Genomic DNA, 25,502 nt, shown 5'->3' with positions numbered 1-25,502 from the left:
TTCGTCCTGCGACCATGGTAGCGGGTGAGCTGCGTTTTTCCGATTCGCCGTGCTTTGCCGCGCAGATCGGTGTTCTGCCGCGGGCCCCCGACTAGAGTTCCAGACATGAGTACGGACCTCGATCCTCCCGGCGTCAATCAGCTGTTCGCGGTGATCGCGTACGGCGAGATCGCGGCGTTCTACCGGTTGACCGACGAGTCCAAGATGGCGCCCGATCTGGCCAGCAAGATCGCCATCGCCAGCATGGCGGCCTCGCAGATGCGTCACTACGAGGTACTGCGGGATGCGATGGAGGCCAACGGAGTTGACGTGCTGGCGGCCATGGAGCCGTACGTCAAGACCTTGGAGAACTACCACTCGCTGACGCTGCCGCGGACCTGGCTGGAGGCCATGGTGAAGGCGTACATCGGCGACTCGCTGGCAGCCGACTTCTATGGCGAGGTCGTGGCCTCGTTACCGGGTGAATCGGCGGCGGTTCTCAAGTCGGTGCTGGGTACGACGGGGCACTCGGAATTCGTTATCGCTCAGGTGCGTGAGGCCGTCAAGGACAACCCGCAGCAGCGCAACCGGCTCACCCTGTGGGGGCGGCGGCTGCTGGGTGAGGCGGTGACGCAGGCGCAGCACGTGCTGGCTGGGCACGATGAGCTGGCCGAGCTGGTGATGTCCGGTGATGCCGGTTTGGGCAACCTCAACGAGTTCTTCGAGCGGCTGCAGAAGGCGCACACCGAGCGGATGGCCGTCCTCGGGCTCGCGTAGCGGCGAGAGCTACTTGGCGCAGCGCGCGATGATGCTGTTGCTGCTCTGCACCGCCAGTATCTGACTCTCGCTATTGGTAATCGAGCAGTTGACCTGGCTCGCGAAGCTCGTCGCGGTGATCGAGCCGCCGGTGATACCGGGGCTCGGGGTCACGATCATCGTCCAGGGCAGCGAGGCGCCGAGCACGGTGCGTGTTGTGCCGTTGCCGTCGGTGTAGGTGATGGTGAGCAGATCGCCCGGCGTCTGGTTACCCGTCACGTAGTACGCGAATGCCGCGGGGGTGATCGGCCGCTGGCCTTCCGGCGGAAGCATCGGGTTCGACGGTGGAGGCTCGGGCGGCGGCGCCTCGGTGGACGGCGCGGTGGACGGCGTCTCCTGCACAGGCGTGCTCGTCACGGTTGTCGTCGACGGTGGCGTCGATGTCGCCGAGGGCGTCGGCGGGGGCGCGGTGGTGGTCACCGGAGTCAGCGAGGGCACGGGTGTGGTGATGGCGGCGGCCGGCGGCTTGTCCTCGCCGCCACTGAGCACGACCGCCGTCGCGATGACGGCGATTGCCAGCACGGCTCCGGCGATGGACGCGACCCATTTCCAGTTCTCGTTGGAACCCGGGGGCCGGTACTCGAAGTCCTCATCGAGACCCGAGTACTCGCGGTACTGCGGGGTCGTCTGGGAGTCGTACGGGTCGTCGTAGGGCTCGTAGTCGCTCGAGTACCGAGAATCTCCGCGATAACCGACCATGATCAGCGCTTCCTCTCAGCCCCATATCAAATGTGAAATCTGATGCTGATGTTACTGCTGTGACTTAAGGACTGGCACGATCATGCGAGGTGTGTCGGCGTGAAGCGCGTCGGCTAACCTCGTCGATACGAGCTCAATGGCGGCTCAACAACTTGGAAAGGTGTCCCCGTGGAGATCAAGATCGGTGTCACAGATAGCCCGCGCGAGCTGGTCATTTCGAGCGATCAGACCCCGGCTGACGTCGAAAAGGTCGTATCCGCGGCGCTGGCCAAGGAATCGGATGTGCTGAACCTCACCGACCAGAAGGGCCGCAAGTACCTGATCTCGGCCGCCCGGATCGCCTACGTGGAAATCGGCGTTGCCGACGCGCGACGCGTCGGCTTCAGCGGCTAGTCCAGCGGCTGCAGCGGAACGTGTGAGAGCCCGCCCCAGGCAAACCCGACGGTGGCGTTGACCGCGTCGTCCTTGGAGATGGGCTTCTCGTTGTCCAGCCAGTAGCGGGCGCTCACCTGACTGATCCCGACCAGGCCCACGGCCACCATGCGGGCATGGTGGGGGTCCAGTCCGGAATCGTGGCTGACCAGGTCGAAGACCGCGTCGGTGCAGGCGCTGATGGCGCCCTCGACGCGCTCGGTGACCTGTGGTACGCCCACCAGATCGTTTTCGAAGATCAGCCGGTACCCCTGGCTGTCGTGCTCGACGAAGTCAAAGAACGCCATCACGGCGGCGCGCAGCCGCTGACGGTTGTCGGTGGTGGTGCGCAACGCCTGTCGCACACTGGAAACCAGATTGTCGGCATGCTTGTGCAGCACCTCGAGGTACAGCTCCAGCTTGCTCGGAAAATGTTGGTACAGAACAGGTTTGCTTACACCCGCGCGTTCTGCGATCTCATCCATTCCGGCCGCGTGGTAACCGCGGTCGACGAATATCTCGCTGGCAGAGCCCACCAGTTGGCCGCGGCGCTCGTCGCGTGGCAGCCGTCCACCACGCCGCGCATTTCCCTGAGTCGAATCTTGCGTCGCCACCGTCGAGTTCACCGCGCCTCGACGCCCGGCCAGATTCGCAAGATCACGCATGTCCTTATCCTCTGCGCACACACGACTTGATGGTCGCGCACGCCACCTCACTCAGCCGGCTATTCAATCCGCCTGAACCCGAACTACAGACAGTACTCCTGGCATCCGGCGGCGTGCCCGAGGCGGGATGGCTTGTCGCTATGCCATTCTTGCCCGGTGACCTACGACCGGCACCAATGGGCGCATAATCGTAGGTCCATGCCAGAAACCATGAGTCGACTCCCCGTGCAGGAGTCCTCCGAACGCTACGAGCCACTGCGCGCCCAGCGCGATCCGCTCGCCGAGGGAAGCGGACGCATCCGTTCCGATCGGCGCGATCGCGACCGCTGGCGCAAGCAGACGTGGCTCGGTCGTTTCATCTCCACCTATGGGTGGCGTGCGTACGCCATCCCGTTGCTGGTCGGGTTGACCGTGTTCGTCGGCTACCAAACCGTCACGCAGCGTGAACCCTCGCATGCGGGTACCGGCCCCAACGAGCCCGTCGCCGATCCGCCATCCATTGGCGCGCTGGGTGACGCGATCATTGGCGCTCCGCCCAAGGGCCTCACCCAGTTCGACGCGACTCTGCCCACCGGCGTGCTGCCGGAGGGGGAGTCGTTCACCGAGGCCGGCGCCAAGTCCTGGCACGTCGTACCGGGTACGACACCCCAGATCGGGACGGGTGCGGCGAAGGTGTTCGCGTACACCATCGAGGTCGAAGACGGCATCGACACCATGGGATTCGGTGGTGACGATCTCTTCGCGCGCATGGTGACCGAGACGTTGGCCAGCCAGAAGAGCTGGACGCATAACCCGCAGTTCGGGTTTGTCCGGATTGACTCCGGCACACCTGATTTCCGGATCTCACTGACCTCACCGGCGACGGTGCGCGAGGGCTGCGGCTATGAGATCCAGCTCGAGGCTTCGTGCTACAACCCGCGATACGGCGAAAACGGTGACCGGCGCGTGTTCATCAACGAAGCGCGGTGGGTACGCGGTGCGGTGCCGTTCCAGGGCGACATCACCTCGTACCGCCAGTACGTCATCAACCACGAAGTCGGACATGCCATCGGTTATCGGGTTCACGAACCGTGTGAGCAGGACCAGCAGCTGGCGCCGGTGATGATGCAGCAGACATTCAGCACCAACAACAATGACGCGGCGAAGTTCGACGCGGATTCGATCAAGCCCGACGGCAAGAGCTGCCGCACGAATCCCTGGCCGTATCCGATTCCGTAGCGGCAGTCCCGGCTCGGGAAGGGTTGGCATCCCGATACTGTTGATGCAGCTGTAGCCCTTTCAGACAGCCCTGAGGAATTCGAGTTACAGGAGTCACGGTGCCCACATTGCCGCCGTTGGTAAGTCCCGCCGCCGATCTGACCCGCGAGGAAGTCGCGCGGTACAGCCGGCATCTGATCATCCCTGACCTGGGCGTCGATGGGCAGAAGCGTCTCAAGAACGCCAAGGTGCTCGTCATCGGTGCGGGCGGCCTCGGATCTCCGACACTCTTGTACCTGGCCGCCGCGGGTGTCGGCACCATCGGCATCGTCGAGTTCGACGTTGTCGACGAGTCCAACCTGCAGCGTCAGATCATCCACGGCCAGTCCGATATCGGCCGGTCCAAGGCGCAGAGTGCACGTGACTCGGTGCTGGAGATCAATCCGCTGGTCGAGGTGCGGTTGCATGAGCTGCGCCTGGAACCCGATAACGCGGTGAACCTGTTCTCGCAGTACGACCTGATCCTGGATGGCACCGACAACTTCGCGACGCGCTACCTGGTGAACGACGCCGCGGTGCTCGCACACAAGCCCTACGTGTGGGGCTCGATCTACCGTTTCGAGGGGCAGGTATCGGTCTTCTGGGAGGACGCGCCCGACGGGCTCGGCTTGAACTATCGCGACTTGTACCCCGAGCCGCCGCCTCCGGGCATGGTGCCGTCCTGCGCGGAGGGCGGCGTGCTGGGCATCCTGTGCGCATCCATCGCCTCGGTGATGGGTACCGAGGCCATCAAGCTGATCACCGGGATCGGTGACTCCTTGCTCGGCCGGCTCATGGTGTACGACGCGCTCGACATGACTTATCGCACCATCAAGATCCGTAAGGATCCGGCCACGCCGAAGATCACCGAGCTCATCGACTACGACGCGTTCTGCGGCGTGATCAGCGACGAGGCCTCGGCTGCGGTCGCAGATTCCACAATTACCCCCCGTGAACTGCGCGAATTGCTCGACGCCGATAAGAAGGTGGCGCTGATCGACGTGCGCGAGCCGGTCGAATGGGACATCGTCCACATCGACGGTGCCGAGCTGGTGCCCAAGTCGACCCTGGAGTCCGGTGCCGGCCTTGCCAAGCTGCCGCAGGACCGTCAGGCCGTGCTGTACTGCAAGACGGGGATTCGGTCGGCAGAGGCGCTTGTGGCCGTCAAGAAGGCGGGTTTCGCGGACGCGGTACACCTCCAGGGCGGCATCGCGGCCTGGGCCAAACAGGTGGACCCCGACATGGTCATGTACTGATCGATGGGAACCAGCAACAGCCACGTATTGCGGGACTTCCCATCTGTGACTGCCGACACGAACTCCGAGCGAACACAATCCAGTTCATCGCAGGCGGTAACGTATCCCGCGTGACTGTGGACCGCCCACCCGAGCACGTGCTCGCGACTTACGGGCTCAGCGGCGTCAAACCAGTCCAGCTAGGCCCGACATGGGAGGGTGGCTGGCGCTGCGGTGAAGTGGTGTTGTCACTGGTAGCGGATCATGCGCGTGCCGCGTGGTCCGCCAAGGTGCGCGACACCCTGTTCATCGACGGGGTGCGGTTGGCCCGGCCGGTTCGCTCCACCGACGGACGCTATGTCGTATCGGGTTGGCGTGCGGACACATTCGTTGCGGGTGCGCCCGAGCCCAGGCACGACGAGGTCGTGTCGCTGTCGGTGCGCCTCCATGAGGCCACTTCCAAGCTGGAACGTCCCCGATTCTTGACCCAGCCTCCCGTGGCGCCCTGGGCCGATGTCGATGTGTTCATCGCGGCCGATCGTGCGGCCTGGGAAGACCGGCCGCTGCAATCCTGGCCCTCTGCTGCCCGGGTGTCGCCCGGCTCGCCCGATGGCCAGCGATCCATCGATCTGATCAACCAATTGGCGAGTCTGCGGCGACCCACCAAGAGTCCACCGCAGCTGGTCCACGGCGACTTGTATGGCACCGTGCTTTTCGCGGGCGCGGCCGCGCCCGGTATCACCGACATCACCCCCTACTGGCGTCCCGCGTCCTGGGCGGCAGGTGTCGCGGTGGTGGACGCACTGTCCTGGGGCGACGCGGACGACGGTCTTATCGAACGCTGGGCGACCTTGCCGGAGTGGCCGCAGATGCTGTTGCGGGCCTTGATCTTCCGGCTGGCTGTGCACGCACTGCACCCCCGTTCGTCGGCACAGTCCTTCCCGGGGCTGGCGCGAACCGCGGCTCTGGTGCGGCTCACGCTGTAACGCGTATCACTTTCGGGCCGGGATGTGACGCGTTCGGGGGCCCTCACCGCGACATGACAGACTCATGTGAGCGAGATGTGATGGCTCGGTCATCGCCAGCAGCGCCGCTGCAACAAGATTTTTCTACCTTGCTTGCATGGCGAACAACACGGCAGCAGCCCCAATTGCACGGCGCGGACGCTGGATTGAGAACTGGGATCCGGAGGATGTCGCCGCCTGGGAAAACGGCGGTGCGAAAGTGGCGCGGCGCAACCTGATCTGGTCGGTGGTCGCCGAACACGTCGGATTCTCAGTCTGGTCCATCTGGTCGGTGATGGTTCTGTTTATGCCGCAGAACGTCTATCACATCGACGCGGCCGGAAAGTTCTTCCTGGTGGCCATGCCCACCTTGGTTGGTGCCGTGCTGCGGCTGCCGTACACCTTCGCCACCGCATGGTTCGGCGGGCGTAACTGGACCATCTTCAGTGCCCTGGTGCTGGCGGTGCCGACCTCACTCACCTTGTACTTCATGGCGCACCCGGAAACGTCGTACACCACCTTCATGATCGTGGCGGCGGTCGCGGGATTCGGTGGTGGAAACTTCGCCTCCTCGATGACCAACATCAATGCCTTTTACCCGCAACGGTTCAAGGGCTGGGCGCTGGGCCTCAACGCGGGTGGCGGGAACATCGGCGTCCCGGTGATTCAGGTGCTCGGCCTGCTCGTCATCGCCACCGCCGGGAACCGTTCACCGCACTGGGTGGCGGGTATCTACCTCGTGCTGATCGCTTTCGCCGCCGTGGGCGCGGCGCTGTTCATGGACAACCTGGCGAACCAGAAGACCGACGGCCGCTCGCTCATCAATGTGATGAAGTACCGGGATTCGTGGATCATCGCCTTCCTGTACATCGGCACCTTTGGGTCCTTCATCGGGTTCAGCTTCGCGTTCGGGCAGGTGCTGCAGCTGAACTTCCTTGCCGGGCTCGCTCACAGCGGCCTGACCCCGGCGCAGGCGGCGGCGCAGGCATCGCTGCACGCCGCGCAGATCGCGTTCATCGGGCCGCTGCTCGGCTCGCTGGCCCGTCCGTTCGGCGGCTGGCTTTCGGACCGCACGGGTGGCGGCAAGATCTCGCTGTACGCCTTTGTCGCGATGATCTTCGGTGCGGGCATCTTGGTGTCCGCCGGAACCATCGACGACCGCACGGCCGGCGCGCCCTCCGGAGCCATCATGACCGCCTACGTCGTGGGCTTTATCGTCCTGTTCGTCGTCTCCGGAATCGGTAATGGCTCGGTGTACAAGATGATTCCGTCGATCTTCGCCGCCAAGGCGCATAGCGCCGGGCTCGATGAAACCTGGTCGCGCACCATGTCCGGTGCCTTGATCGGTGTGGCCGGAGCCATCGGCGCGCTCGGTGGTGTGGCCATCAACCTGGTGCTGCGTGCCTCCTACCTCAGCGCCGCAAAGTCGGCCACCATGGCGTTCTGGGTGTTCCTCGCCTTCTACGTGGTCTGCGCGGCGGTCACCTGGTACGCCTACGTGCGGCGCCCGGTGGGGGTTCCGGTGCCGGTAGTTCTCGATTCCAAAGACGAAGTGGCGGTGTGAAAGTCATGAACAAGAAAGTCGTCGTCATCGGCCACGGAATGGTCGGCCACCGATTTGTCCAGGTGCTTCGCGAGCGTGACGCCACCGATCAGTGGCAGGTCACCGTCCTCGGCGAGGAATCCGACGCCGCGTACGACCGCGTGGCGCTGTCCTCGTACATCGAGAGCTGGGACCGGGACTCGCTGGCGCTCACCGGAAACAGCTATACCGATGACCCCATGGTGACTCTTCATCTCGGCGACCGGGTGGTCGGCATCGACCGGGCCGGGCAGACGGTCACCACCGAAGCCGGCACCGTCCTGGACTATGACGCACTGGTGATGGCCACCGGTTCATACCCGTTTGTGCCCCCGGTGCCCGGCGGCGACGCCGACGGTTGCTTCGTCTACCGCACCATGGATGATCTGGATGCCATCAAGGCCGTCGCCGACAAGTCGCCGGGTGCTGCGGGTGTCGTCATCGGCGGTGGCCTGCTCGGCTTGGAGGCCGCGAATGCGTTGCGCCTCATGGGGTTGGCCCCGCACGTCGTGGAGCTCAATCCTCGCCTCATGCACCTGCAGGTCGACGAGGGTGGCGGTGCCCTGCTCACCCGGTTGGTCACCGACCTCGGACTGACGGTGCACACCAGTGTGTCCACGGCGGCCATCGAGAAGGCAGAAGACGGAACGCTGTCCGTACAGCTGTCGGACGGATCCACGATCGACGCCTCGGTGCTGGTGTTCTCGGCGGGCATCCGGCCGCGTGATGAGCTGGCCAGGGAATGCGGGCTTGAGTTGGCCGAACGCGGAGGTATCTTCACCGATGCCGGTTGCCAGACAAGCGATCTGCACATCTATGCGATCGGTGAAGTAGCCGCCATCGAAGGTCGTTGCTATGGGCTCGTCGCGCCCGGATACACCACCGCAGAGATTGTCGCGGACCGGCTACTTGGCGGCACTTCCGAGTTTCCGGGCGCCGATCTGTCCACCAAGCTCAAGTTGCTCGGGGTGGATGTCGCCAGTTTCGGCGATGCCCACGGTACCTCCGACGGTGCCCTGGAGGTCGTCTTCAATGACGCAACCAAGGGCACCTATGCCAAGCTTGTGGTCTCCGATGATGCACGAACCCTGTTGGGCGGCATCCTCGTTGGTGATGCCAGTGCCTACGGCACCCTGCGGCCTATGCTGGGCCGGGAATTGCCGGCAGACCCGGCTGCACTGATCGCGCCCTCGGGTGCGGAGATCGGCGTCGGCGCACTGCCCGATGACGCGCAGATCTGCTCGTGCAACGCGGTGACCAAGGGTGCGATCTGCAGTGCCATCTGTGAGGGCGCCACCGATGTGCCGGCTCTTAAGGCGGCCACATGCGCCGGAACATCCTGCGGTAGCTGCATTCCGATGCTTAAGCAGATCCTGGCCGCTCAGGGTGTCGAGCAGTCTAAGGCGCTGTGCGAGCATTTCGCACAGTCGCGCGCCGAGCTGTTCCAGGTGGTGCAGGTGACGGGGATCCGGACCTTCTCGGAGCTGATTGCCAAGCACGGCACGGGAACCGGCTGCGACATCTGCAAGCCCACGGTCGCGTCCATCTTGGCCTCCACGTCCAGCGATCACATTCTGGAAGGGGAGCAGGCCGCGCTGCAAGACACCAACGACCACTTCCTGGCCAATATGCAGAAGAACGGCACCTATTCAGTCGTGCCGCGTCTGCCGGGCGGCGAAGTGACTCCGGAGAAGCTCATCGTCATCGGCGAAGTAGCAAAGGAATTCGGGCTGTACACCAAGATCACCGGTGGTCAGCGCATCGATCTGTTTGGTGCTCGCGTCGAACAGCTCCCGCTGATCTGGAAGCGGCTCATCGACGCCGGCATGGAATCTGGGCAGGCTTACGGCAAGTCCCTGCGCACCGTGAAGAGTTGCGTGGGTTCGACGTGGTGCCGGTACGGGGTTCAGGATTCGGTGGGCATGGCCGTCGAACTCGAATTGCGTTATCGCGGGCTGCGTTCCCCCCACAAGCTCAAGATGGGCGTGTCTGGATGTGCCCGCGAATGCGCCGAGGCCCGGGGCAAGGACGTTGGCGTCATTGCCACCGAGAACGGTTGGAACCTCTATGTCGGAGGTAACGGTGGCGCCACCCCGGCGCATGCCAAACTGCTCGCCGGAGATCTGGATTCGGAGACGCTGATCAAATACATCGACCGTTACCTGATGTTCTACATCCGCACCGCGGATCGGCTGCAGCGCACGGCGCCGTGGCAGGAGGCGATCGAGGGTGGCCTCGATCACATCCGGTCCGTGGTGTGCGAGGACTCGCTTGGTATCGCCGATGACCTCGAGGCCGCCATGGCCCGCCACGTTGAGGGCTATTCCGATGAATGGGCGGCCGTCCTGGCCGACGAGGACAAGCTGCGCCGATTCGTGTCGTTCGTGAATGCGCCCGAAGAGCTCGACTCCACCATCGCATTCGACGACAGCGGTCCGCGCAAGATTCCGGTGCTCTTGGGTACCCCGGGATTCAGGTCCGCCACCGAGTCCGCAACGTAGCGAACCGGCGGCGGTAATACCCGGGTAACACAACAGGGGTAGACATGACACAACACGACGAGAAGAAGGGCCGGAGATGACAATTCTGGACGCGCGCCCCCGTCTGAGGCGATACCAGTACGTGTGGTCGACGGTCTGTGCGGTGGACTCGCTCACCCCTGGCCGGGGTGCTGCGGTACTCCTTCCGGATGATGTGCAGGCCGCACTGTTTCTGCTGTCCAACGGAGAGCTGTACGCGGTCGGTAACATCGATCCATACGGTCATGCCGCCGTCATGTCGCGCGGTTTGACCGGTGACCGTGGCGGTGAGCCGACGGTGGCTTCGCCGCTGCTCAAGCAGGTCTTCTCGCTAATAGACGGGCGTTGCCTCGATGATGCGTCGCGCCGGTTGCCAGTCTTCGAGGTGCGGGTGAGCAATGGAAATGTCGAAATCGGAATGCTCAGGAGCCGACACCGGAACGCGGTTGCCGCGTAACGAACAAGAGCGTCGGCTCGACGGATTCACCATCGGTGTCACTGCTGCGCGTCGGTCGGAGGAACTGATCGCGCTCCTGGAACGCCGGGGTGCTGCAGTGGTGTATGCCGCGGCCATCCGGATCATCCCGCTCGCGGATGACGCCGAGTTGCGTGAGGCCACCGAGCTCGTCATCGCCGACCCGCCCGACGTCACGGTGGCCACCACCGGAATCGGGTTCCGTGGCTGGATCGAAGCCGCTGACGAATGGGGTGTGGCTGAAGGTCTCAAGTCGGCGTTGGAGTCCGGGCGTTTGGTCGCTCGCGGACCCAAAGCCACTGGGGCGATTCGCCAAGCGGGGCTGCGCGAAGAGTGGTCACCCGCGTCCGAGTCGTCAGCGGAGGTGCTGGACCGGCTGCTGGAAGAGGGTGTCGAGGGTCGGCGTATCGCCGTGCAGCTTCATGGTGCCGCCACCGAATGGGAACCCATCGCGGATCTCTGTGAAGCGCTGACAATCGCTGGTGCGCAGGTGATTCGGGTTCCGGTTTACCGCTGGGAACCTCCGGAGGATCAGCGCCCGATGGACCGCATGATCTCCATGGCCATCAATGCCGAGCTGGACGGGATCAGTTTCACAAGCGCCCCCGCGGTGGCATCAATGCTGGGTCGTGCCAAGGCAACCGGGCGATTGGATGAGCTACTGTCCGCGCTGCGGGGCAGGGTGGCGCCGCTGTGTGTCGGCCCGGTGACCGCGGCGCCGCTGGAAGTACTGGGTGTGCAGACAACGCAACCCGAACGAGCGCGGCTGGGGGCGTTGGCCCGGCACGTTGCTGATGAATTGCCTAGGCGTGCACCACGTTTCCATGCCGGTGGGCATGTTGTGAGTGTGCGCAGCTGCGGGATTGCGGTTGACGGCGAGACGCGTCAGATCTCTCCGGCGGGAATGGCGTTGATGAAACGGCTGATGGTGCGTCCCGGTCAGGTGGTGTCTCGCGAAGATCTGTTGGGTGTCCTGCCCGGCGGCGGAGACGACACCCATGCGGTTGAGACGGCGATGACGCGCCTGCGGTCTGCGCTCGGTGCGCCGAAAGTGATTCAAACAGTGGTCAAGCGCGGTTACCGGCTGGCAATCGATCCGACCATGATTGGGGAATGCCATGGATGACGGTCTTCGCACATGCGGCTCGTCCGCTGTTGAATACGTCTTGGTCGCGCATGGAACGCGTTCGGCCGCTGGCGTGGAGAACATCGCGGCGCTCGCCGAGGCGGTGTCGCTGCGCATAGGTGCGGTGCGCACCGCATTCGTCGATGTGCTGGGTCCTACCCCGTCAGAGGTGCTGTCGACGATCGAAGGTCCCGCGGTCTTGGTTCCGGCCTTTCTGGCATCGGGATACCATGTGCACCAAGATATTCCGCAGCATGTTGAGCTGAGTGGACATCCCAATGTCGCGGTGACCCAAACATTGGGGCCCGATCCGGTGCTGGCCAGTGTGATGGCCGAGCGGCTGCGCGAGGCCGGGTGGCGTCATGGTGATGCGGTGGTGCTCGCGGCGGCAGGGTCTTCCGATCCCCGGGCTCGCCATGAGGTGCACACCGCGGCGAACATGCTGGCGCATCACACCGGCCCTGTCAGGGTGGGCTATGTCGCCACGGGCGAACCGCGGGTGCCCGACATGGTCGCAGCAGCGCGTGCGACCGGTCGGCGCGTCTTCATCGCGTCGTATCTGTTGGCGCAAGGTCTGTTTCAGGAGCGCCTGGCTGCGTGCGGCGCCGATGGTGTCGCACGGCCGTTGGGTGTGCATCCCGAGATTGTGAATCTGCTGGTGCGCCGATTTGCTTCGGCGGCGGTGCCGGGTGCGCTAGAAGCCGTGGCGGACGTCGCGTAACGCGATTCGTCCGTCCACCGCCAGCACGCCCTCGGCCCTCAACAGTTCGAGCTGTCGGGTGCGGATATGAGGTGCGGGGCGACCGCTTGCCCCGATGACACGATGCCAGGGCAGGTCAGCCGAGTCGGTTCGCATGATCCATCCGACGATTCGTGCACTGGAAAGGCCTGCCGCGTCGGCGATATCGCCGTACGTGGCCACCCGACCGGCCGGTATCGACGCGACCAGCGAGCGCACCAGCTCTACTTGTTCTTCGGTGACGGCCGCCATGTTTACTCCAGGTGTGACCGTATCGCGGCGGCGGTTTCGGTGGGTCGTGATTGGGACACCATATGGTCGCAGTCGACGTCTACCAGCTCGAACCGGTCGCCAAGCTTGGCGGCAAGAGCATCCAGCAGTCCGGTGGTGACATAGGGCGGTGAGGTGCGGGTGGCGCGCAACAGGGTAACGCGAATGATGTTGTCCGGCAGGGTGATATTGCGTGCTAGCTCGCTCCACGCGGTGACCACGGCAGGCAGGTGCATGCGCCAGCCCCACCGGCCGTTCGGCAGTTGGATCAGGTGTTCATCCAGTTCTGCCTCGATGACGTGGTCCGGTACGTCCGACCACGCTCCGGCGACCTTGTCCGACTTTGCCTCGGCGCGGTCGGTGTAATCCGGATAGGCCACCATCTGCTCGGCGATCTGACGCATCCAGTCACCGTCCAGTCCGATCGCCGGGTCCAGCAGCACGAGCGACTTCACGAGGTCGGGTCTGCGTGCGGCCAAATGCAACGCGGTGGCGCCGCCGAATGAGTGCGCCACCACCACAATGGGCCCTGATTGCGTTTCGTCGAGCACCGCGGCCACCGCATCGGCATGCGCTTCCAGCGACCATGGCGCGGGTGCGGGGGAGCGCCCGTGGCCCAGTAGATCCAGTGTCAGGGTGGGCACATCGGGGAGGTGCTCGTCGAGAAGCGGCGCCCAGCGCTTGCCGTGCCCGGTGAGCCCGTGCAACGCCACCAGACGCACGGGTTCGTCGGGGCCGTACCGGTGGGTCTTCAACATCGGTGTCACCCGCGGAATCCTGCCACGATCCGCGGGTGATCTCCGCGCGGGACACCCAGGTCAGGTCCGGTTGTCAGACCCTCGTGCTGTGATCTGCACATGCCGGCGCCGACCACCTCCCCCCGATCGTGGGATGGCGCGGCGGCAGATCTGCTGGACCCGGCCCGGCAAGGCCGGTTCGTCGTGGTCGGCGGTAGCGGAACCGGCAAGACCAGCCTGCTGGTAGACATCGTGGCGGCGCGGACCGCCGCGGGTGCGAGCCCGGAATCCATTCTCGTGCTCACCGGTTCCACCCGGGCTAGCGTCGAGCTGCGCAGCCGGATCTCTGCGGCGGTATTCGAGCGCCGCGGAACCATCGCCATCCGTGAACCCATGGTCCGCACCGTGCACTCGTATGCCTTCGCCATGCTTGCCGCCCACGCGGCCCGTCAGGGCAATCCGCCGCCGCGTTTGATCACCGCTGCCGAACAGGACAGCATTGTGCGGGACTTATTGTGCGGCAACGCTGAAGACAATGGCGGCTCCTGGCCCGCCTCGCTGCGGCCCGCGCTGACGACGGCCGGGTTCGCGACCGGTGTTCGAGATTTCATGGCGCGGTGCACCGAGCGCGGTGTAGACGCCAGAGACCTTCGCGCTATCGGGCGGCGGCACAACCGACCGGAGTGGGTCGCGGTTGCCGACCTTGCGCGACAGTATGAGGAGGTCATGCTGCTGCGGTCCTCGGTGGGGATGGCGGCTCCGCAGGCCACGGTGCCCGCACTCGGCGCCGCCGAGTTGGTCGGATCGGCGCTGGAAATCTTCGCTGTCGATCCGGGAATCCTTGCCGCCGAACGCGATCGGATCGGCCTTCTTCTCGTGGACGATTCCCAGCATCTTGATCCGCAAGCGGCGCTGTTGGTGCGACTGCTGGCGGGGGGTGCCGCGCTGTCGGTGTGCACCGGTGACCCCAATCAAACCGTGTTCGGATTCCGCGGGGCCGACGCCCGGCTGTTGCAGACCGGCGCCGACGACGGGGCCACGACCATCGAACTTCACAGTTCATTTCGCTGCGCGGCGCCGGTCGCCGAACTTGCGAACACGGTGGCGAGACGGCTGCCGGGAAGCTCGCCCGCCCGCGTGATCGAGGGGGCGGAGAGTGCTCCGGGGGCTGCCGTGCGTCTTGCCGCCGTGCCCACCGAAACCGCGGAGGCATCTCTGGTTGTCGACCTGCTGCGACGCTCCCACTTGATCGATGGGGTGCCGTGGTCTCAGATGGCGGTCGTCGTCAGGTCGGTGCCGCGCAGTGGCGCGGCTCTGCGCCGCGCTCTGCAGTCGGCCGGCGTCCCGGTGCACGCGGAGTCCTACGACGGTCCGGTGGCCGCTGTTCCAGCCGTACATGCGCTGCTGCTGGCGGTGTCCTGTGCGCAAGGCAGTCTGAACGACGAGGATGCGGTGACATTGGTGACCGGCCCGATCGGGCGCGTGGATCCGGTAGCGCTCAGGCGGTTACGCCGCCAACTGTTGCGGGCCGAGGAAGCTGCGGGAGGGGATGCGAACAGCGCTGCGCTATTGCGTTCGGTTCTGGTGGATGCCGAAGACACGCGCCTCAGGGCGCTCACCGATATCCAGGCCGCACCACTGCGGCGCGTGCGTGCGGTGATCGCCGCTGTGCGCGAGGCCATCACGTCCGATGCAGGCGTCCTCGATGTGCTGTGGGCGGCCTGGATCCGATCGGGTCTGCAACGCCGTTGGGACGGGCTGTCGCAACGTGGAGGTCCACTGGGCGCGCAAGCAGACCGGGACCTCGATGCGGTGTCCGCACTGTTCGACCTGGCATCCGAACATGTGGCGCGCACACCAGGCATCGGAGTGACGGGATTGATCGACCACATCCGGTCGTTGGCGCTCGCGGGTCAGCGCACGGCGGGTGAGCCCGACGCGGTCTCCATCGTCAGTGCACACGCTGCCGTGGGCCGGCAGTGGGATGTGGTCGCGATCCCCGGTGTGCAAGAAGGGCTGTGGCCCAACACCGCGCCACGGGGCGGGGTGCTGCGCACCCAGGAGCTGATGGATGTGCTGGCGGGCATTGACCACGCCGCGTATGTCGACGGGGCGGCGGTGGCACTCGCTGAGGAGCGTCGGCTGCTGCTGCTGGCAGTGGGCAGGGCGGCTCGCCGCGTTCTTGTCACGGCCGTCGACAACGAGAATGCCGATGTGGGCGGCGGTTCCGCGATGGCCTCCCGTTTTCTCACCGAGCTCATGGTCGCGCATCCGCAATGGGTGATGCCGGAATATCGCGCGGGAGTGCCGGAGTCCCGGACCTTGACCACCGCTAGTCTCGTCGGCGAACTGCGGGCCGTCGTCACCGCATCTGCGGGTACCGTGAGCGATGCCGGTCGTCGCGCGGCGGCGCGTCAGCTGGCTCGCCTCGCGGACGCCGGTGTTTCCGGCGCAGACCCCGGGTCTTGGTACGGGCTCGCCGATGTCAGTAGCGAGGATCCCCTGTGGCACGCCGAGGACGGCCCGGTCCGCATGTCACCGTCCAACGTCGAGACGCTGATGGCCTGCCCGCTGCGCTGGCTGCTGGAACGGCATGGCGGCACGGATCTGACCGATCCGCGCCGTGCGCTCGGAACATTGGTGCATGCGCTCGTCGGTGAGCATCCCGCGGATAACGAGGCCATGTACCGCAAGCTCGACAAGGCTTGGGAGTCAATGTCATTCGAGTCGCAGTGGTATGCTCGTAACGAGCTGCGCAGGCATCATGAACTACTGGAGGCCTTCTCCGCGTGGCGTATGTCGACGCGCGGTGAACTCACCGAAGTCGGTCGAGAGATCGGCGTCGACGGAGTGCTCATGCACGCCGATCACCCGCAGGTGCGGCTGGTCGGTCGCATCGACCGGTTGGAACGTGACGCCGAGGGACGCGCCGTCGTCATCGATATCAAGACCGGTAAGAGCCCCGCCACCAAGGACGACGCGCAACAGCACGCCCAGCTCGCCACCTACCAGGTCGCCGCTGCCGAAGGTCTCATCGCCGGACAACCCGCGGGTGAGCCCGGTGGTGGCCGATTGGTGTACGTCGCGAAACCGAACCTCGATGTCGGGGCCACTCAACGCCATCAGGATCCGTTGACGCCTGCCGCTCAGCAGGCCTGGCGTGACACCATCCACACCGCCGCGGCCAACACGAAGGGGCCGCTGTTCATCGCCCGGGTCAATGATGGATGCGGGCACTGCCCGCTACGCGCATGCTGCCCCGCACAGGCAGAAGGGCAGGCGGTGTGCCAGTCGTGAGCACCTACTCTCCTTCCGAACTATCCAGGGCTTTAGGGCTTTTCGAGCCCACCGACGAGCAGGCCGCCGTCATCGGCGCGCCACCTGGCCCGATGGTGGTCATCGCGGGTGCTGGGGCGGGTAAGACCGAGACTATGGCCGCGCGGGTGGTGTGGTTGGTGGCCAACGGCTATGCCACCCCTGGCCAAGTGCTTGGGTTGACCTTCACACGCAAGGCGGCGGGCCAGTTGTTGCGCCGGGTCAGATCGCGACTGGCCCGGCTAGCGGGAAGCGGGATCATGGCTCCCGTCAGGGCCGACGAGCCCGATCCGGTGATCGCCACGTACCACGCCTATGCGGGAAACCTGCTGCGCGAGCATGGATTGCTGTTGCCCATGGAGCCCAACGCGCGGCTGCTGACGGAAACGCAGTTGTGGCAGCTGGCGTTCCGGATGGTCTGCGACTTCGATGGGGATTTGGACACGGAGAAGACGCCCGGCGCGGTCACCGCTCAGGTGCTCGCGCTGGCCGGTCAGCTGTCCGAACATCTGGTGGACACCACCGATCTGCTCTCCTCGCACGATGAGCTGGAACAGCTGATTCACACTCTGCCTCCGGGCCCGTACCAGCGGGAGGGCCGCCCAAGCGCCTGGCTGCTGCGTCTGATCGAGACACAGCATGAACGAACGCAGCTCGTTGCGATCGTCGTCCAGCTGATGGAGCAGATGCGTGCCCGCGGTGTCCTCGATTTCGGAGCACAGATGTCGCTGTCGGCCCGTCTAGCCGCCGAACACCCCATCGTCGGACAGACCCAGCGAGATCGTTATCGGGTAGTGCTTCTCGATGAGTACCAGGACACCGGGCATGCTCAGCGCATCCTGTTGTCGTCGTTGTTCGGGCGCGGCGTCGATCCCGAGCTGGCGTTGACGGCGGTGGGTGACCCCATCCAGTCCATCTATGGCTGGCGGGGCGCCTCGGCGACCAACCTGCCCCGATTCACCACCGATTTCCCGCTGCCGGACGGATCACCGGCGCCCACACGGGAGTTGCGCACCAGTTGGCGTAACCCGCCGGAGGCTCTGCACCTGGCCAACGCCGTGTCCGAGGAAGCGCGACGGCGCTCGGTGGCGGTACGGCCGCTGCGCCCCCGCCCGGACGCTACCTCCGGCAACATCGCCTGCGCGCTCTTCGGCGATATCGTCGCCGAACGAGAATGGGTCGCAACAAAACTGGCCTCTGTGTACCAGGAGGCACGTCGCGGCGGGAACCGTCCGCCGTCGTCGGCGGTGCTGGTCCGCCGCAACAGCGATGCCGCCCCCATGGCTGAGGTCCTTGCTGCGCACGGTGTTCCGGTCGAAGTGGTCGGATTGACGGGTCTACTCGGTCTTCCTGAGGTCGCAGACACCGTGGCGATGCTCCGTCTTGTCGCGGATCCGACCGCGGGTCCGGCTGCCCTGCGGGTGTTGACCGGCCCGCGATGGCGCCTTGGCGCTCACGACCTGGCCGTGTTGTGGCGGCGGGCGATGGGGTTTGGTCGCGCCGGCTCCGACATGGCAGGGGAGAATGCCGACATACCGTGTCTGGCCGATGCCATCAGCGATCCCGGTGCACCCGAACAGTATTCGGTGGAGGGCTGGACGCGCCTGACGGCCTTGCGGCGGGAACTGACCGCATTGCGCACCCGGCTCGGTATGCCGCTCACCGACCTGATCTGCGAGGTGCAGCGAGTGTTGGCGCTGGATGTCGAGCTCATCGCGGGACAACGCAGCGGCGGCCTGGACCAGCTGCGCGCATTCACCGATGTGGCCGCCGGATTCGCCGAGGCTGCCGACCAGAGCGACCCGGTGAGCGTGATCGCCGCGTTCCTGCAATACCTGGATGCGGCATGGGAGGTCGAAAAAGGCTTCGCGCCAGTGGAAGTCGCGAGTAGCCCGGGCAGGGTACAGATTCTGACCGTGCATTCGGCCAAGGGTTTGGAATGGGACGTGGTAGCGGTTCCGCATCTGAGTGCCGGGGTGTTTCCCTCGGGTGTGGCTGCGCCGACCTGGCTGACAAGTGCCATCGAGCTGCCGCCATTGGTGCGCGGTGACCGCGCCACCCTGGGAGATCGTTTCGGGGTTCCGCAGCTGGACACCGAGGGCATCACGAACCGCAAACAGCTCTCCGACGCCATCGCGCGACACAAGGACAGCCTGGCCACTCGCCGGATCGACGAGGAACGCCGACTGCTGTACGTGGCGGTCACCAGGTCGGCCGAGCAACTCTTCGTCTCCGGACACCACTGGGGCCAGACCGGACTCAAACCCAAGGGGCCGTCCGATTTTCTGGTCGAGCTGCGCGATGTCATCGAAGACGCGATCACCCAGGGCATCCCGTGCGGAATTGTCGAGGAATGGGCCCCCGCGCCTGCGGCCGGCGAGCGCAACCCCATGCTCGATCAGACCGTTGAGGCGCAATGGCCCGCCGACCCGCTGGCGGGCAGGCGCGGCGACATCGAAGCAGGGGCGCAGCTGGTGCGCGAGGCACTCGCCGATACCGCCGCGCCGGCCGAGGATGAGGATCCCGACGGCTGGGCCGCCGATGTCGACGCTCTATTGCGCGAACGAGAGCAGGCCCATCGTCGTCCGGAACGGACTCTTCCTCAGCATCTTTCGGTGACCAGTCTGGTCGAGCTGCGTCAGGATCCGCAGGCGCTCGCGCGCAGGCTTGCCCGCCCGCGTCCCACACGTCCGGACCTCGAAGCCCGGCGCGGCACCGCCTTCCACTCCTGGGTGCAGCGTCACTACGGAGCGGTACGTCTCATCGATTTCGAAGATCTGCCGGGCGACGGCTACGGGGAGTTCGAAGACGCCGAGGATCTCGCGGCCCTGCAGTCGGCCTTCCTCGCCTCGGAATGGGCGGATCGAACGCCCGTCGATATCGAGGTGCCGTTCGAGATCTCTGTCGCCGGGACCGCCGTCCGCGGCCGGATCGACGCGGTGTTCGGACCCGACAACAGCGCAGAGGGAAACTGGACAGTGGTGGACTGGAAGACCGGGCATGAGCCGTCAGGTACCGAGATGGAAGCCGCAGCCCTGCAGCTGGCGGCGTACCGGCACGCCTGGGCGGCGTTGCAGAACATCGATCCGGCGCGGGTGAGCGCGGTGTTCCACTACGTGCGGACGGGGCGCACGGTGGCGCCCGCCGAACTGCCCGAGCTGCCCCAGGCAACCGAACTCGCGAAGCTGACTTCGGAGGCAACTTCGGCGCCAAGTCGCTAGCCAACGCGAATGACGGGCGCCATGTGAGTAGATTGACACCCGTGCAACCGGTGACTCGGACGCGATCGGCATATGGCCGGTAAGTTTCGCCAGCGGTTCCGTGGCATCGACCAGGCGCTGACCGCACAGCCAGACCATGCTCTCGTCGGCGTCCTGCGTATCCCGCAGAATGCCGCCAGCCCATGGCTCGCCATCGGAAAACGAATCCTCATCGCGGTCGGCACGCTCTTCGCCGCGGTGCTCGTGGTGTACGCCGATCGCAGCGGCTACCGCGATGTTGCATCCACCCCGGAGGAAAGCGATCCGCTCAGCTTCCTCGATTGCTTCTATTACGCGACCGTCTCGCTCTCCACCACCGGCTACGGCGACATCACCCCGTACACCGAGGGCGCGCGGCTGGTGAACATTCTCGTGATCACGCCGCTGCGGCTGCTGTTCCTGATCGTTCTGGTCGGCACCACAGTGGAAGCGCTCACCGAACGTTCGCGTCAAGCACTCAAGATCCAGCGATGGAGGTCCCGCGTGCGCAACCACACCGTTGTCGTCGGATACGGCACCAAGGGAAAGACCGCCGTCCAGGCGATGCTCTCCGATGGCGCTACCCCGGCCGAGATCGTGGTCGTTGACGAAGACCAGATGGCCCTGGATTCGGCGGCTGCCGCAGACCTGGTGACGGTGCGTGGCAGCGCTACCAAGTCGGACGTGTTGCGGCTCGCCGGTGTGCAAAACGCCAAGTCGATCATCGTGGCCGCCAACCGGGACGACACCTCGGTGCTGGTCACGCTCACCGCACGTGAGTTGGCGCCCAACGCCAAGATCGTCGCCGCGATCCGCGAGGCAGAGAACGTGCACCTGCTGCGCCAGTCGGGCGCCGACTCGGTGGTGGTCTCCTCGGAAACGGCGGGACGGCTGCTCGGCATCGCCACCTCGACACCGCGCGTCGTCGAGATGATCGAGGACCTGCTGACCCCGGAGGCAGGGTTCGCGATCGCCGAACGCGAGGTGGAGCGCAGCGAGGTAGGCGGCTCGCCGCGTCATCTCTCGGACATCGTCTTGGGTGTGGTGCGCGACGGCACCCTGCACCGGGTGGATGCGCCAGAGGTCGATTCCATCGAGGCCTCCGACCGCCTGCTCTACGTCCGCAACGCCGGAGCATGACATGACTTTCCGTCTTCGCAACATCCCCCTGCTGTCACGCGTCGGGCTCGATCGGGCCGACGAGCTGCGTTCCAACCCTGAGGAATTGGCAAAGGGTTGGGGCGAGGCGGGACTGATCACTCTGGACGTGCGGGGCCGGGTGAACATTGTCGACGGGCAGGTGGTTCTCGAAGACGCGGCACGCGTCGGCGATGTGCCGCCGGAGCATGCGGTGTTCCTCGGGCGCATCCCGGGCGGCCGTCATGTGTGGGCGGTCCGCGCCGAACTCGACGACGACAGTGCGCCCCTGCTGGATTTGCGCCGCTCCGGACAATTGTTCGACGACACCAGTGCGGCCCTGCTGGCCACCGCGATGGCGATGCTGGCCTGGCACGACAGTGCCGGTTACAGCCCCGTTGATGGATCGCCGACCACTCCGGCCAAGGGCGGTTGGGTCCGGGTGAATTCGTCGACCGGCCAGGAAGAATTTCCGCGCACCGACCCTGCTGTCATCTGCCTGGTGCACGACGGCGGTGACCGCGCCGTACTTGGCCGTCAGAAGTTCTGGCCGGAGCGGATGTTCTCGCTGCTGGCGGGGTTCGTCGAGGCGGGCGAGTCGCTGGAGGCGTGTGTGGCCCGCGAGATCGCCGAGGAAGTGGGTCTGACCGTCACGGATGTGCAGTACCTGGGCAGCCAGCCGTGGCCTTTTCCACGATCGATCATGCTGGGTTTCCACGCCGTGGGCGATCCATCGCAGCCCTTCTCGTTCAACGACGGTGAAATCGCCGAAGCAGAGTGGTTTACACGCGATGAGGTACGCGCTGCACTGGAAGCAGGGGATTGGACCACCGCGTCCGACTCGCGCCTGATGTTGCCCGGGTCGATTTCCATCGCCCGGGAGATCGTCGAATCCTGGGCTTACGCCTAAATCAAACGGGCCCTGCGTTTAGACGCCGAGCTTGGCCTTCACCTGGGACAGCGACGGATTGGTCAACGCGCTGCCATCAGGGAACTTCACGGTCGGCACCGTCTGGTTTCCGCCGTTGACGTTGGCGACATAGTCGGCCGCGGCCGGGTCCTGCTCGATATCGATCTTGGTGTAGTCGATGCCCGCAGCCTTCAGCTGCGTCTCGAGCCGACGGCAATATCCGCACCAGGTGGTGCTGTACATGATGAGGCTGGAGTCGCTCGCTGTAGTCACATCCGCATTCAACGTCATACCCCTGGTGGGTGTTCCTCCGGGGTATGTGAGATGTCTCAACGCCGAGAACGGGGTCAGCGACCGGTTTTGTCGGCGGTTGCTGCGAAGATGGCCGGGTGGCGCGTTCTCTCCTCGATGGTCTCGACGATGAGCAGCGTGCCGCCGTCACCGCGCCGCGCGGTCCCGTCTGCGTGCTCGCCGGAGCGGGCACCGGTAAGACCCGCACCATCACCCATCGCATCGCTCACCTGGTCGAATCCGGGCATGTCGCTCCCGGTCAGATCCTCGCGGTCACCTTCACCCAGCGGGCGGCAGGGGAGATGCGCGGGCGGTTACGCGACTTGGGCGTGGGATCGGCTCAGGCCGTCACGTTCCACGCCGCCGGTCTGCGGCAGCTCCGCTACTTCTGGCCGCAGCTGGTCGGCGATACACGCTGGGAGCTCATCGACAGCAAGTTCACCATCGTGGCCCAGGCCGCCAACCGCGCCAAGCTGAGCACCAGCACCGACACCGTGCGCGACCTTGCCGGTGAAATCGAGTGGGCCAAGGCCTCTTTGATCAGCCCCGAGGCCTATCCGGCGGCCGCCGCCAAGTTCGCGCGGGATACGCCGGTGCCCGCCGAGCAGGTCGCGAAGGTTTACGCCGGTTACGAGAAGCTCAAGGCCCGACCCGACGGATCAACCCTGCTTGATTTCGATGACCTGCTGCTGCACACCGCGGCAGCCATCGAGAACTCCGCATCGGTGGCCGACGAGTTCCGGGATCGCTATCGCTGTTTCGTGGTCGACGAATACCAGGACGTCACCCCACTGCAGCAGCGGGTGCTCGACGCGTGGCTGGGCCCCCGCGACGACCTGACCGTTGTGGGTGATGCCAACCAGACCATCTATTCGTTCACCGGCGCCACCCCACAGTATCTGCTGGGCTTTTCCCGCAGATTTCCCGAAGCGACAGTGGTCCGTCTTGAGCGTGACTATCGCTCGACCCCGCAAGTGGTTTCGCTGGCCAACCGGTTGATAGCCGCAGCGCAAGGACGGGTGGCGGGCAGCAAGCTGCAACTTATCGGTCAACGGGCCGAAGGGCCGACCCCCAGATTCTCCGAACACGACGACGAGGCCGCCGAGGCGAAGTCCGTGGCGAAATCGATTGCGACACTGTTGGAATCTGGAACCCCGGCATCGGAAATCGCGGTGCTGTACCGGATCAACGCGCAGTCAGAGGTATATGAGGAGGCGCTCACCGAGGCGGGCATTCCGTTCCAGGTGCGTGGTGGTGAAGGGTTCTTCACACGCCAGGAGGTGCGGCAGGCGCTGGTGGCGCTGCAGCGTGCGGCGGAGCGAGAGCATGCAGACACTCCTGTGCCGCAACAGGTTCGGGAGATTCTGGAGCCGCTGGGTTTGTCGGCCGAGGAGCCGCACGGTGCCCAAGCGCGTGAGCGGTGGGAATCACTGCGTGCGCTCGTCGAACTCGCCGAGGAAGAATGCGTCCGCCTGCCGGAGCTGGATCTGCCGGGGCTCGTGCGCGAACTGCGGGTGCGGGCCGAGGCGCGTCACCCACCGACCGTGCAAGGCGTGACGCTTGCCTCGCTGCACGCGGCCAAGGGCCTGGAATGGGATGCGGTGTTCCTGGTGGGGCTGGCCGACGGCACCCTGCCCATCTCGCATGCCCTGTCGCGTGCCGGCGATATCGAACCGGTCGAAGAGGAGCGGCGGCTGCTGTACGTCGGGATCACCCGTGCGCGTGTGCATCTGAACCTGAGCTGGGCGCTCGCGCGCGCGGCCGGTGGCCGCAAGTCCCGCAAGCATTCGCGGTTTCTCAACGGAATCGCCCCCACCGCGCAACTCCCGGCCGCTGCTACGCCGAGGCGTCGGGGCAGCGGTGCGCGCTGCCGAATCTGCAATGCCGCGCTCAGCACTCCGGCGGCGGTAATGCTCCGGCGTTGCGAGAGTTGCCCATCCGATATCGATGAGGAACTCCTTGTCGCGCTCAAGGATTGGCGGCTCAAGACGGCCAAGGAGATGAAGGTGCCCGCGTTCGTGGTGTTCACCGACAACACCTTGATCGCCATCGCCGAGCTTCTTCCGGGGGATGACGCCGCCTTGGTGGCCATTCCCGGAATAGGTGCGCGCAAGCTGGAGCAGTACGGTCCCGATGTACTGCGTTTGGTCCGTGCCAGAGCCTCGTAGTTCCTTGTTCAACACGTGTCTAGCGCGCAGCGCGATCTCGTCCTAGGCTCGCCCCATGGCCGACGATGACCTCCGCGATTTCGAAGCAGGCACCTTCACACACGAGGGTGAAACCAAGATCGTGTTGAGAAAGGGCAGTGGACCGGCGGTGATCGTCATCGCCGAGATGCCGGGAATCACCCCGAAGGTCGCCAACTTCGCACGCAAGGTGGCCGACATCGGCTGCACCGCCGTCATGCCGCACCTGTTTGGGAATCCCGGACAGAACACGGACCCTCGGGAAGAGGGGTGGTTGCGTACCGCGACCTATATGGCGTCCTCGATGTTCCGCGGCTGCGTGAGCCGCGAATTCACGGTCCTGGCCACCGGAAAGAGCTCCCCGGTGGTGGCGTGGTTGCGGGCACTCGCGCAGAACGAGCACGAGCGCAACGGCGGTCCCGGGGTGGGCGCCATCGGTATGTGTTTCACCGGGGGATACGCGCTGGCCATGGCGGCCGATGACAGGCTGTTGGCCCCCGTGCTGTCGCAGCCATCGCTGCCGGCCGGGCTTACCAAGTCGCATCGCTACAACATCGATATTTCTCCGGAGGACCTGCAGAAGGTTAAGCATCGCTGTCAGCACGACGGGCTCACGGTGCTCGGTATGCGCTTCACCTCCGACAAGCTGGTGCCTGCCGAGCGATTCCAGTTCCTCAGAGATGAGCTGGGGGATGCGTTTGTCGCCATCGAATTGCCCGGCGACGTGGCCAACCCCAATTCGCCGATGCCGGCGCATTCGGTGGTCACCGAACATCTCATCGACGAGCCGGGGCAGCCCACGCGCGCGGCACTGGATCAGGTATTGGATCTGTTCCGTTCCCGGCTACTGACATCTGTGTAACCGGAGATCTGGAAAAGATGCCAGTTCGGAAAAACTGGTTTTGAAGTATCGCCGCAGGTCAAAAATAAC

The 25,502-nt window shown here is 65.4% G+C and carries 21 protein-coding genes; 16 read left to right on the top strand and 5 right to left on the bottom strand.

All coding sequences use genetic code 11. From position 1 onward, the window contains the following. Positions 1-105 precede the first annotated feature (105 nt). Entirely contained in the window at positions 106-756 is a 651-nt protein-coding gene (locus AOT83_RS21125) for a ferritin-like fold-containing protein (protein WP_030096942.1), read from the top strand. Positions 757-765: 9 nt separating this feature from the next. Here the strand turns inward: AOT83_RS21125 and AOT83_RS21120 are convergent, their stop codons facing one another. Then, positions 766-1,494 (bottom strand): MmpS family transport accessory protein, encoded by a 729-nt coding sequence (locus AOT83_RS21120; protein ID WP_057964415.1) that lies wholly within the window; start codon positions 1,492-1,494, stop codon positions 766-768. A 168-nt stretch (positions 1,495-1,662) separates the two neighbouring features. On the opposite strand from AOT83_RS21120, the gene AOT83_RS21115 reads away from it, so the two are divergent. Next, a complete protein-coding gene (locus AOT83_RS21115) occupies positions 1,663-1,887 on the top strand; it encodes a DUF3107 domain-containing protein (RefSeq protein WP_030096944.1) in 225 nt (74 codons plus the stop codon). Here AOT83_RS21115 and AOT83_RS21110 read toward each other — a convergent pair. Continuing rightward, the gene (locus tag AOT83_RS21110) at positions 1,884-2,570 is read right to left on the bottom strand and encodes a TetR/AcrR family transcriptional regulator (RefSeq protein ID WP_030096945.1); all 687 of its coding nucleotides are present in this window, start codon (positions 2,568-2,570) and stop codon (positions 1,884-1,886) included. The genes AOT83_RS21115 and AOT83_RS21110 overlap by 4 nt on opposite strands. Positions 2,571-2,768: 198 nt before the next feature. On the opposite strand from AOT83_RS21110, the gene AOT83_RS21105 reads away from it, so the two are divergent. The 8 genes from AOT83_RS21105 to AOT83_RS21070 all read left to right on the top strand — a co-directional run bounded on the left by AOT83_RS21105 (position 2,769) and on the right by AOT83_RS21070 (position 12,468). Next, positions 2,769-3,788, top strand: coding sequence for a DUF3152 domain-containing protein (locus AOT83_RS21105; protein ID WP_044105209.1), 1,020 nt, complete (start codon positions 2,769-2,771; stop codon positions 3,786-3,788). Positions 3,789-3,895: 107 nt separating this feature from the next. Beyond that, positions 3,896-5,062: an adenylyltransferase/sulfurtransferase MoeZ gene (gene moeZ / locus AOT83_RS21100; protein ID WP_196325715.1), complete on the top strand. Its 1,167-nt coding sequence runs from the start codon at positions 3,896-3,898 to the stop codon at positions 5,060-5,062. A 110-nt stretch (positions 5,063-5,172) separates the two neighbouring features. Beyond that, positions 5,173-6,027, top strand: a complete 855-nt coding sequence (locus tag AOT83_RS21095; RefSeq protein WP_030096948.1) for a TIGR02569 family protein — start codon at positions 5,173-5,175, stop codon at positions 6,025-6,027. 136 nt (positions 6,028-6,163) lie between these two features. Then, positions 6,164-7,609 carry a nitrate/nitrite transporter gene (locus AOT83_RS21090; RefSeq protein ID WP_030096949.1) on the top strand — a complete coding sequence of 482 codons (1,446 nt, stop codon included), beginning with the start codon at positions 6,164-6,166 and terminating at the stop codon, positions 7,607-7,609. Positions 7,610-7,614: 5 nt separating this feature from the next. Further along, complete coding sequence (nirB, locus tag AOT83_RS21085) at positions 7,615-10,128, top strand: nitrite reductase large subunit NirB (protein WP_057964414.1); 2,514 nt, start codon at positions 7,615-7,617, stop codon at positions 10,126-10,128. A gap of 121 nt (positions 10,129-10,249) precedes the next feature. Beyond that, on the top strand, positions 10,250-10,603 hold the full coding sequence (nirD, locus tag AOT83_RS21080) for a nitrite reductase small subunit NirD (protein WP_030096951.1): 354 nt from the start codon (positions 10,250-10,252) through the stop codon (positions 10,601-10,603). Continuing rightward, positions 10,593-11,747 carry a uroporphyrinogen-III synthase gene (locus tag AOT83_RS21075; protein WP_030096952.1) on the top strand — a complete coding sequence of 385 codons (1,155 nt, stop codon included), beginning with the start codon at positions 10,593-10,595 and terminating at the stop codon, positions 11,745-11,747. The genes nirD and AOT83_RS21075 overlap by 11 nt, the downstream gene beginning before the upstream one ends. Further along, positions 11,740-12,468, top strand: a complete 729-nt coding sequence (locus tag AOT83_RS21070; RefSeq protein ID WP_057964413.1) for a sirohydrochlorin chelatase — start codon at positions 11,740-11,742, stop codon at positions 12,466-12,468. Before AOT83_RS21075 ends, AOT83_RS21070 begins: the two co-directional genes overlap by 8 nt. On the opposite strand, the gene AOT83_RS21065 is transcribed toward AOT83_RS21070, so the two are convergent. Together AOT83_RS21065 and AOT83_RS21060 are read right to left on the bottom strand one after the other, a co-directional pair. Beyond that, on the bottom strand, positions 12,442-12,738 hold the full coding sequence (locus AOT83_RS21065) for an MGMT family protein (RefSeq protein WP_005056371.1): 297 nt from the start codon (positions 12,736-12,738) through the stop codon (positions 12,442-12,444). The genes AOT83_RS21070 and AOT83_RS21065 overlap by 27 nt on opposite strands. 2 nt (positions 12,739-12,740) lie before the next feature. Beyond that, positions 12,741-13,523: an alpha/beta hydrolase gene (locus AOT83_RS21060; protein WP_030096954.1), complete on the bottom strand. Its 783-nt coding sequence runs from the start codon at positions 13,521-13,523 to the stop codon at positions 12,741-12,743. Between the two features lie 90 nt (positions 13,524-13,613). Here AOT83_RS21060 and AOT83_RS21055 point away from each other — a divergent pair, with 90 nt between their 5' ends. From AOT83_RS21055 to nudC, 4 genes are all read left to right on the top strand, one after another. Next, entirely contained in the window at positions 13,614-16,790 is a 3,177-nt protein-coding gene (locus AOT83_RS21055) for an ATP-dependent DNA helicase (protein WP_057964412.1), read from the top strand. Then, on the top strand, positions 16,787-20,029 hold the full coding sequence (locus tag AOT83_RS21050) for an ATP-dependent DNA helicase (protein WP_057964411.1): 3,243 nt from the start codon (positions 16,787-16,789) through the stop codon (positions 20,027-20,029). Before AOT83_RS21055 ends, AOT83_RS21050 begins: the two co-directional genes overlap by 4 nt. Positions 20,030-20,101: 72 nt before the next feature. Then, entirely contained in the window at positions 20,102-21,187 is a 1,086-nt protein-coding gene (locus tag AOT83_RS21045; RefSeq protein ID WP_030096957.1) for a potassium channel protein, read from the top strand. A gap of 1 nt (position 21,188) precedes the next feature. Beyond that, positions 21,189-22,094, top strand: a complete 906-nt coding sequence (gene nudC / locus AOT83_RS21040) for an NAD(+) diphosphatase (protein WP_030096958.1) — start codon at positions 21,189-21,191, stop codon at positions 22,092-22,094. Between the two features lie 18 nt (positions 22,095-22,112). On the opposite strand, the gene AOT83_RS21035 is transcribed toward nudC, so the two are convergent. Next, the gene (locus AOT83_RS21035) at positions 22,113-22,385 is read right to left on the bottom strand and encodes a mycoredoxin (protein WP_057964410.1); all 273 of its coding nucleotides are present in this window, start codon (positions 22,383-22,385) and stop codon (positions 22,113-22,115) included. Positions 22,386-22,483: 98 nt separating this feature from the next. Here AOT83_RS21035 and AOT83_RS21030 point away from each other — a divergent pair, with 98 nt between their 5' ends. Further along, positions 22,484-24,553 carry an ATP-dependent DNA helicase UvrD2 gene (locus AOT83_RS21030; RefSeq protein WP_030096960.1) on the top strand — a complete coding sequence of 690 codons (2,070 nt, stop codon included), beginning with the start codon at positions 22,484-22,486 and terminating at the stop codon, positions 24,551-24,553. 55 nt (positions 24,554-24,608) lie between these two features. After that, positions 24,609-25,433: a dienelactone hydrolase family protein gene (locus AOT83_RS21025; RefSeq protein ID WP_030096961.1), complete on the top strand. Its 825-nt coding sequence runs from the start codon at positions 24,609-24,611 to the stop codon at positions 25,431-25,433. Positions 25,434-25,502 lie beyond the last annotated feature (69 nt).

Source organism: Mycobacteroides sp. H001 (genome assembly GCF_001440005.1).
GTDB classification, from domain to species: Bacteria; Actinomycetota; Actinomycetes; order Mycobacteriales; family Mycobacteriaceae; genus Mycobacterium; species Mycobacterium gwanakae.
Note: the sequence above shows the minus strand (reverse complement) of the source record. Positions and strands in the feature narration are given on the sequence as shown.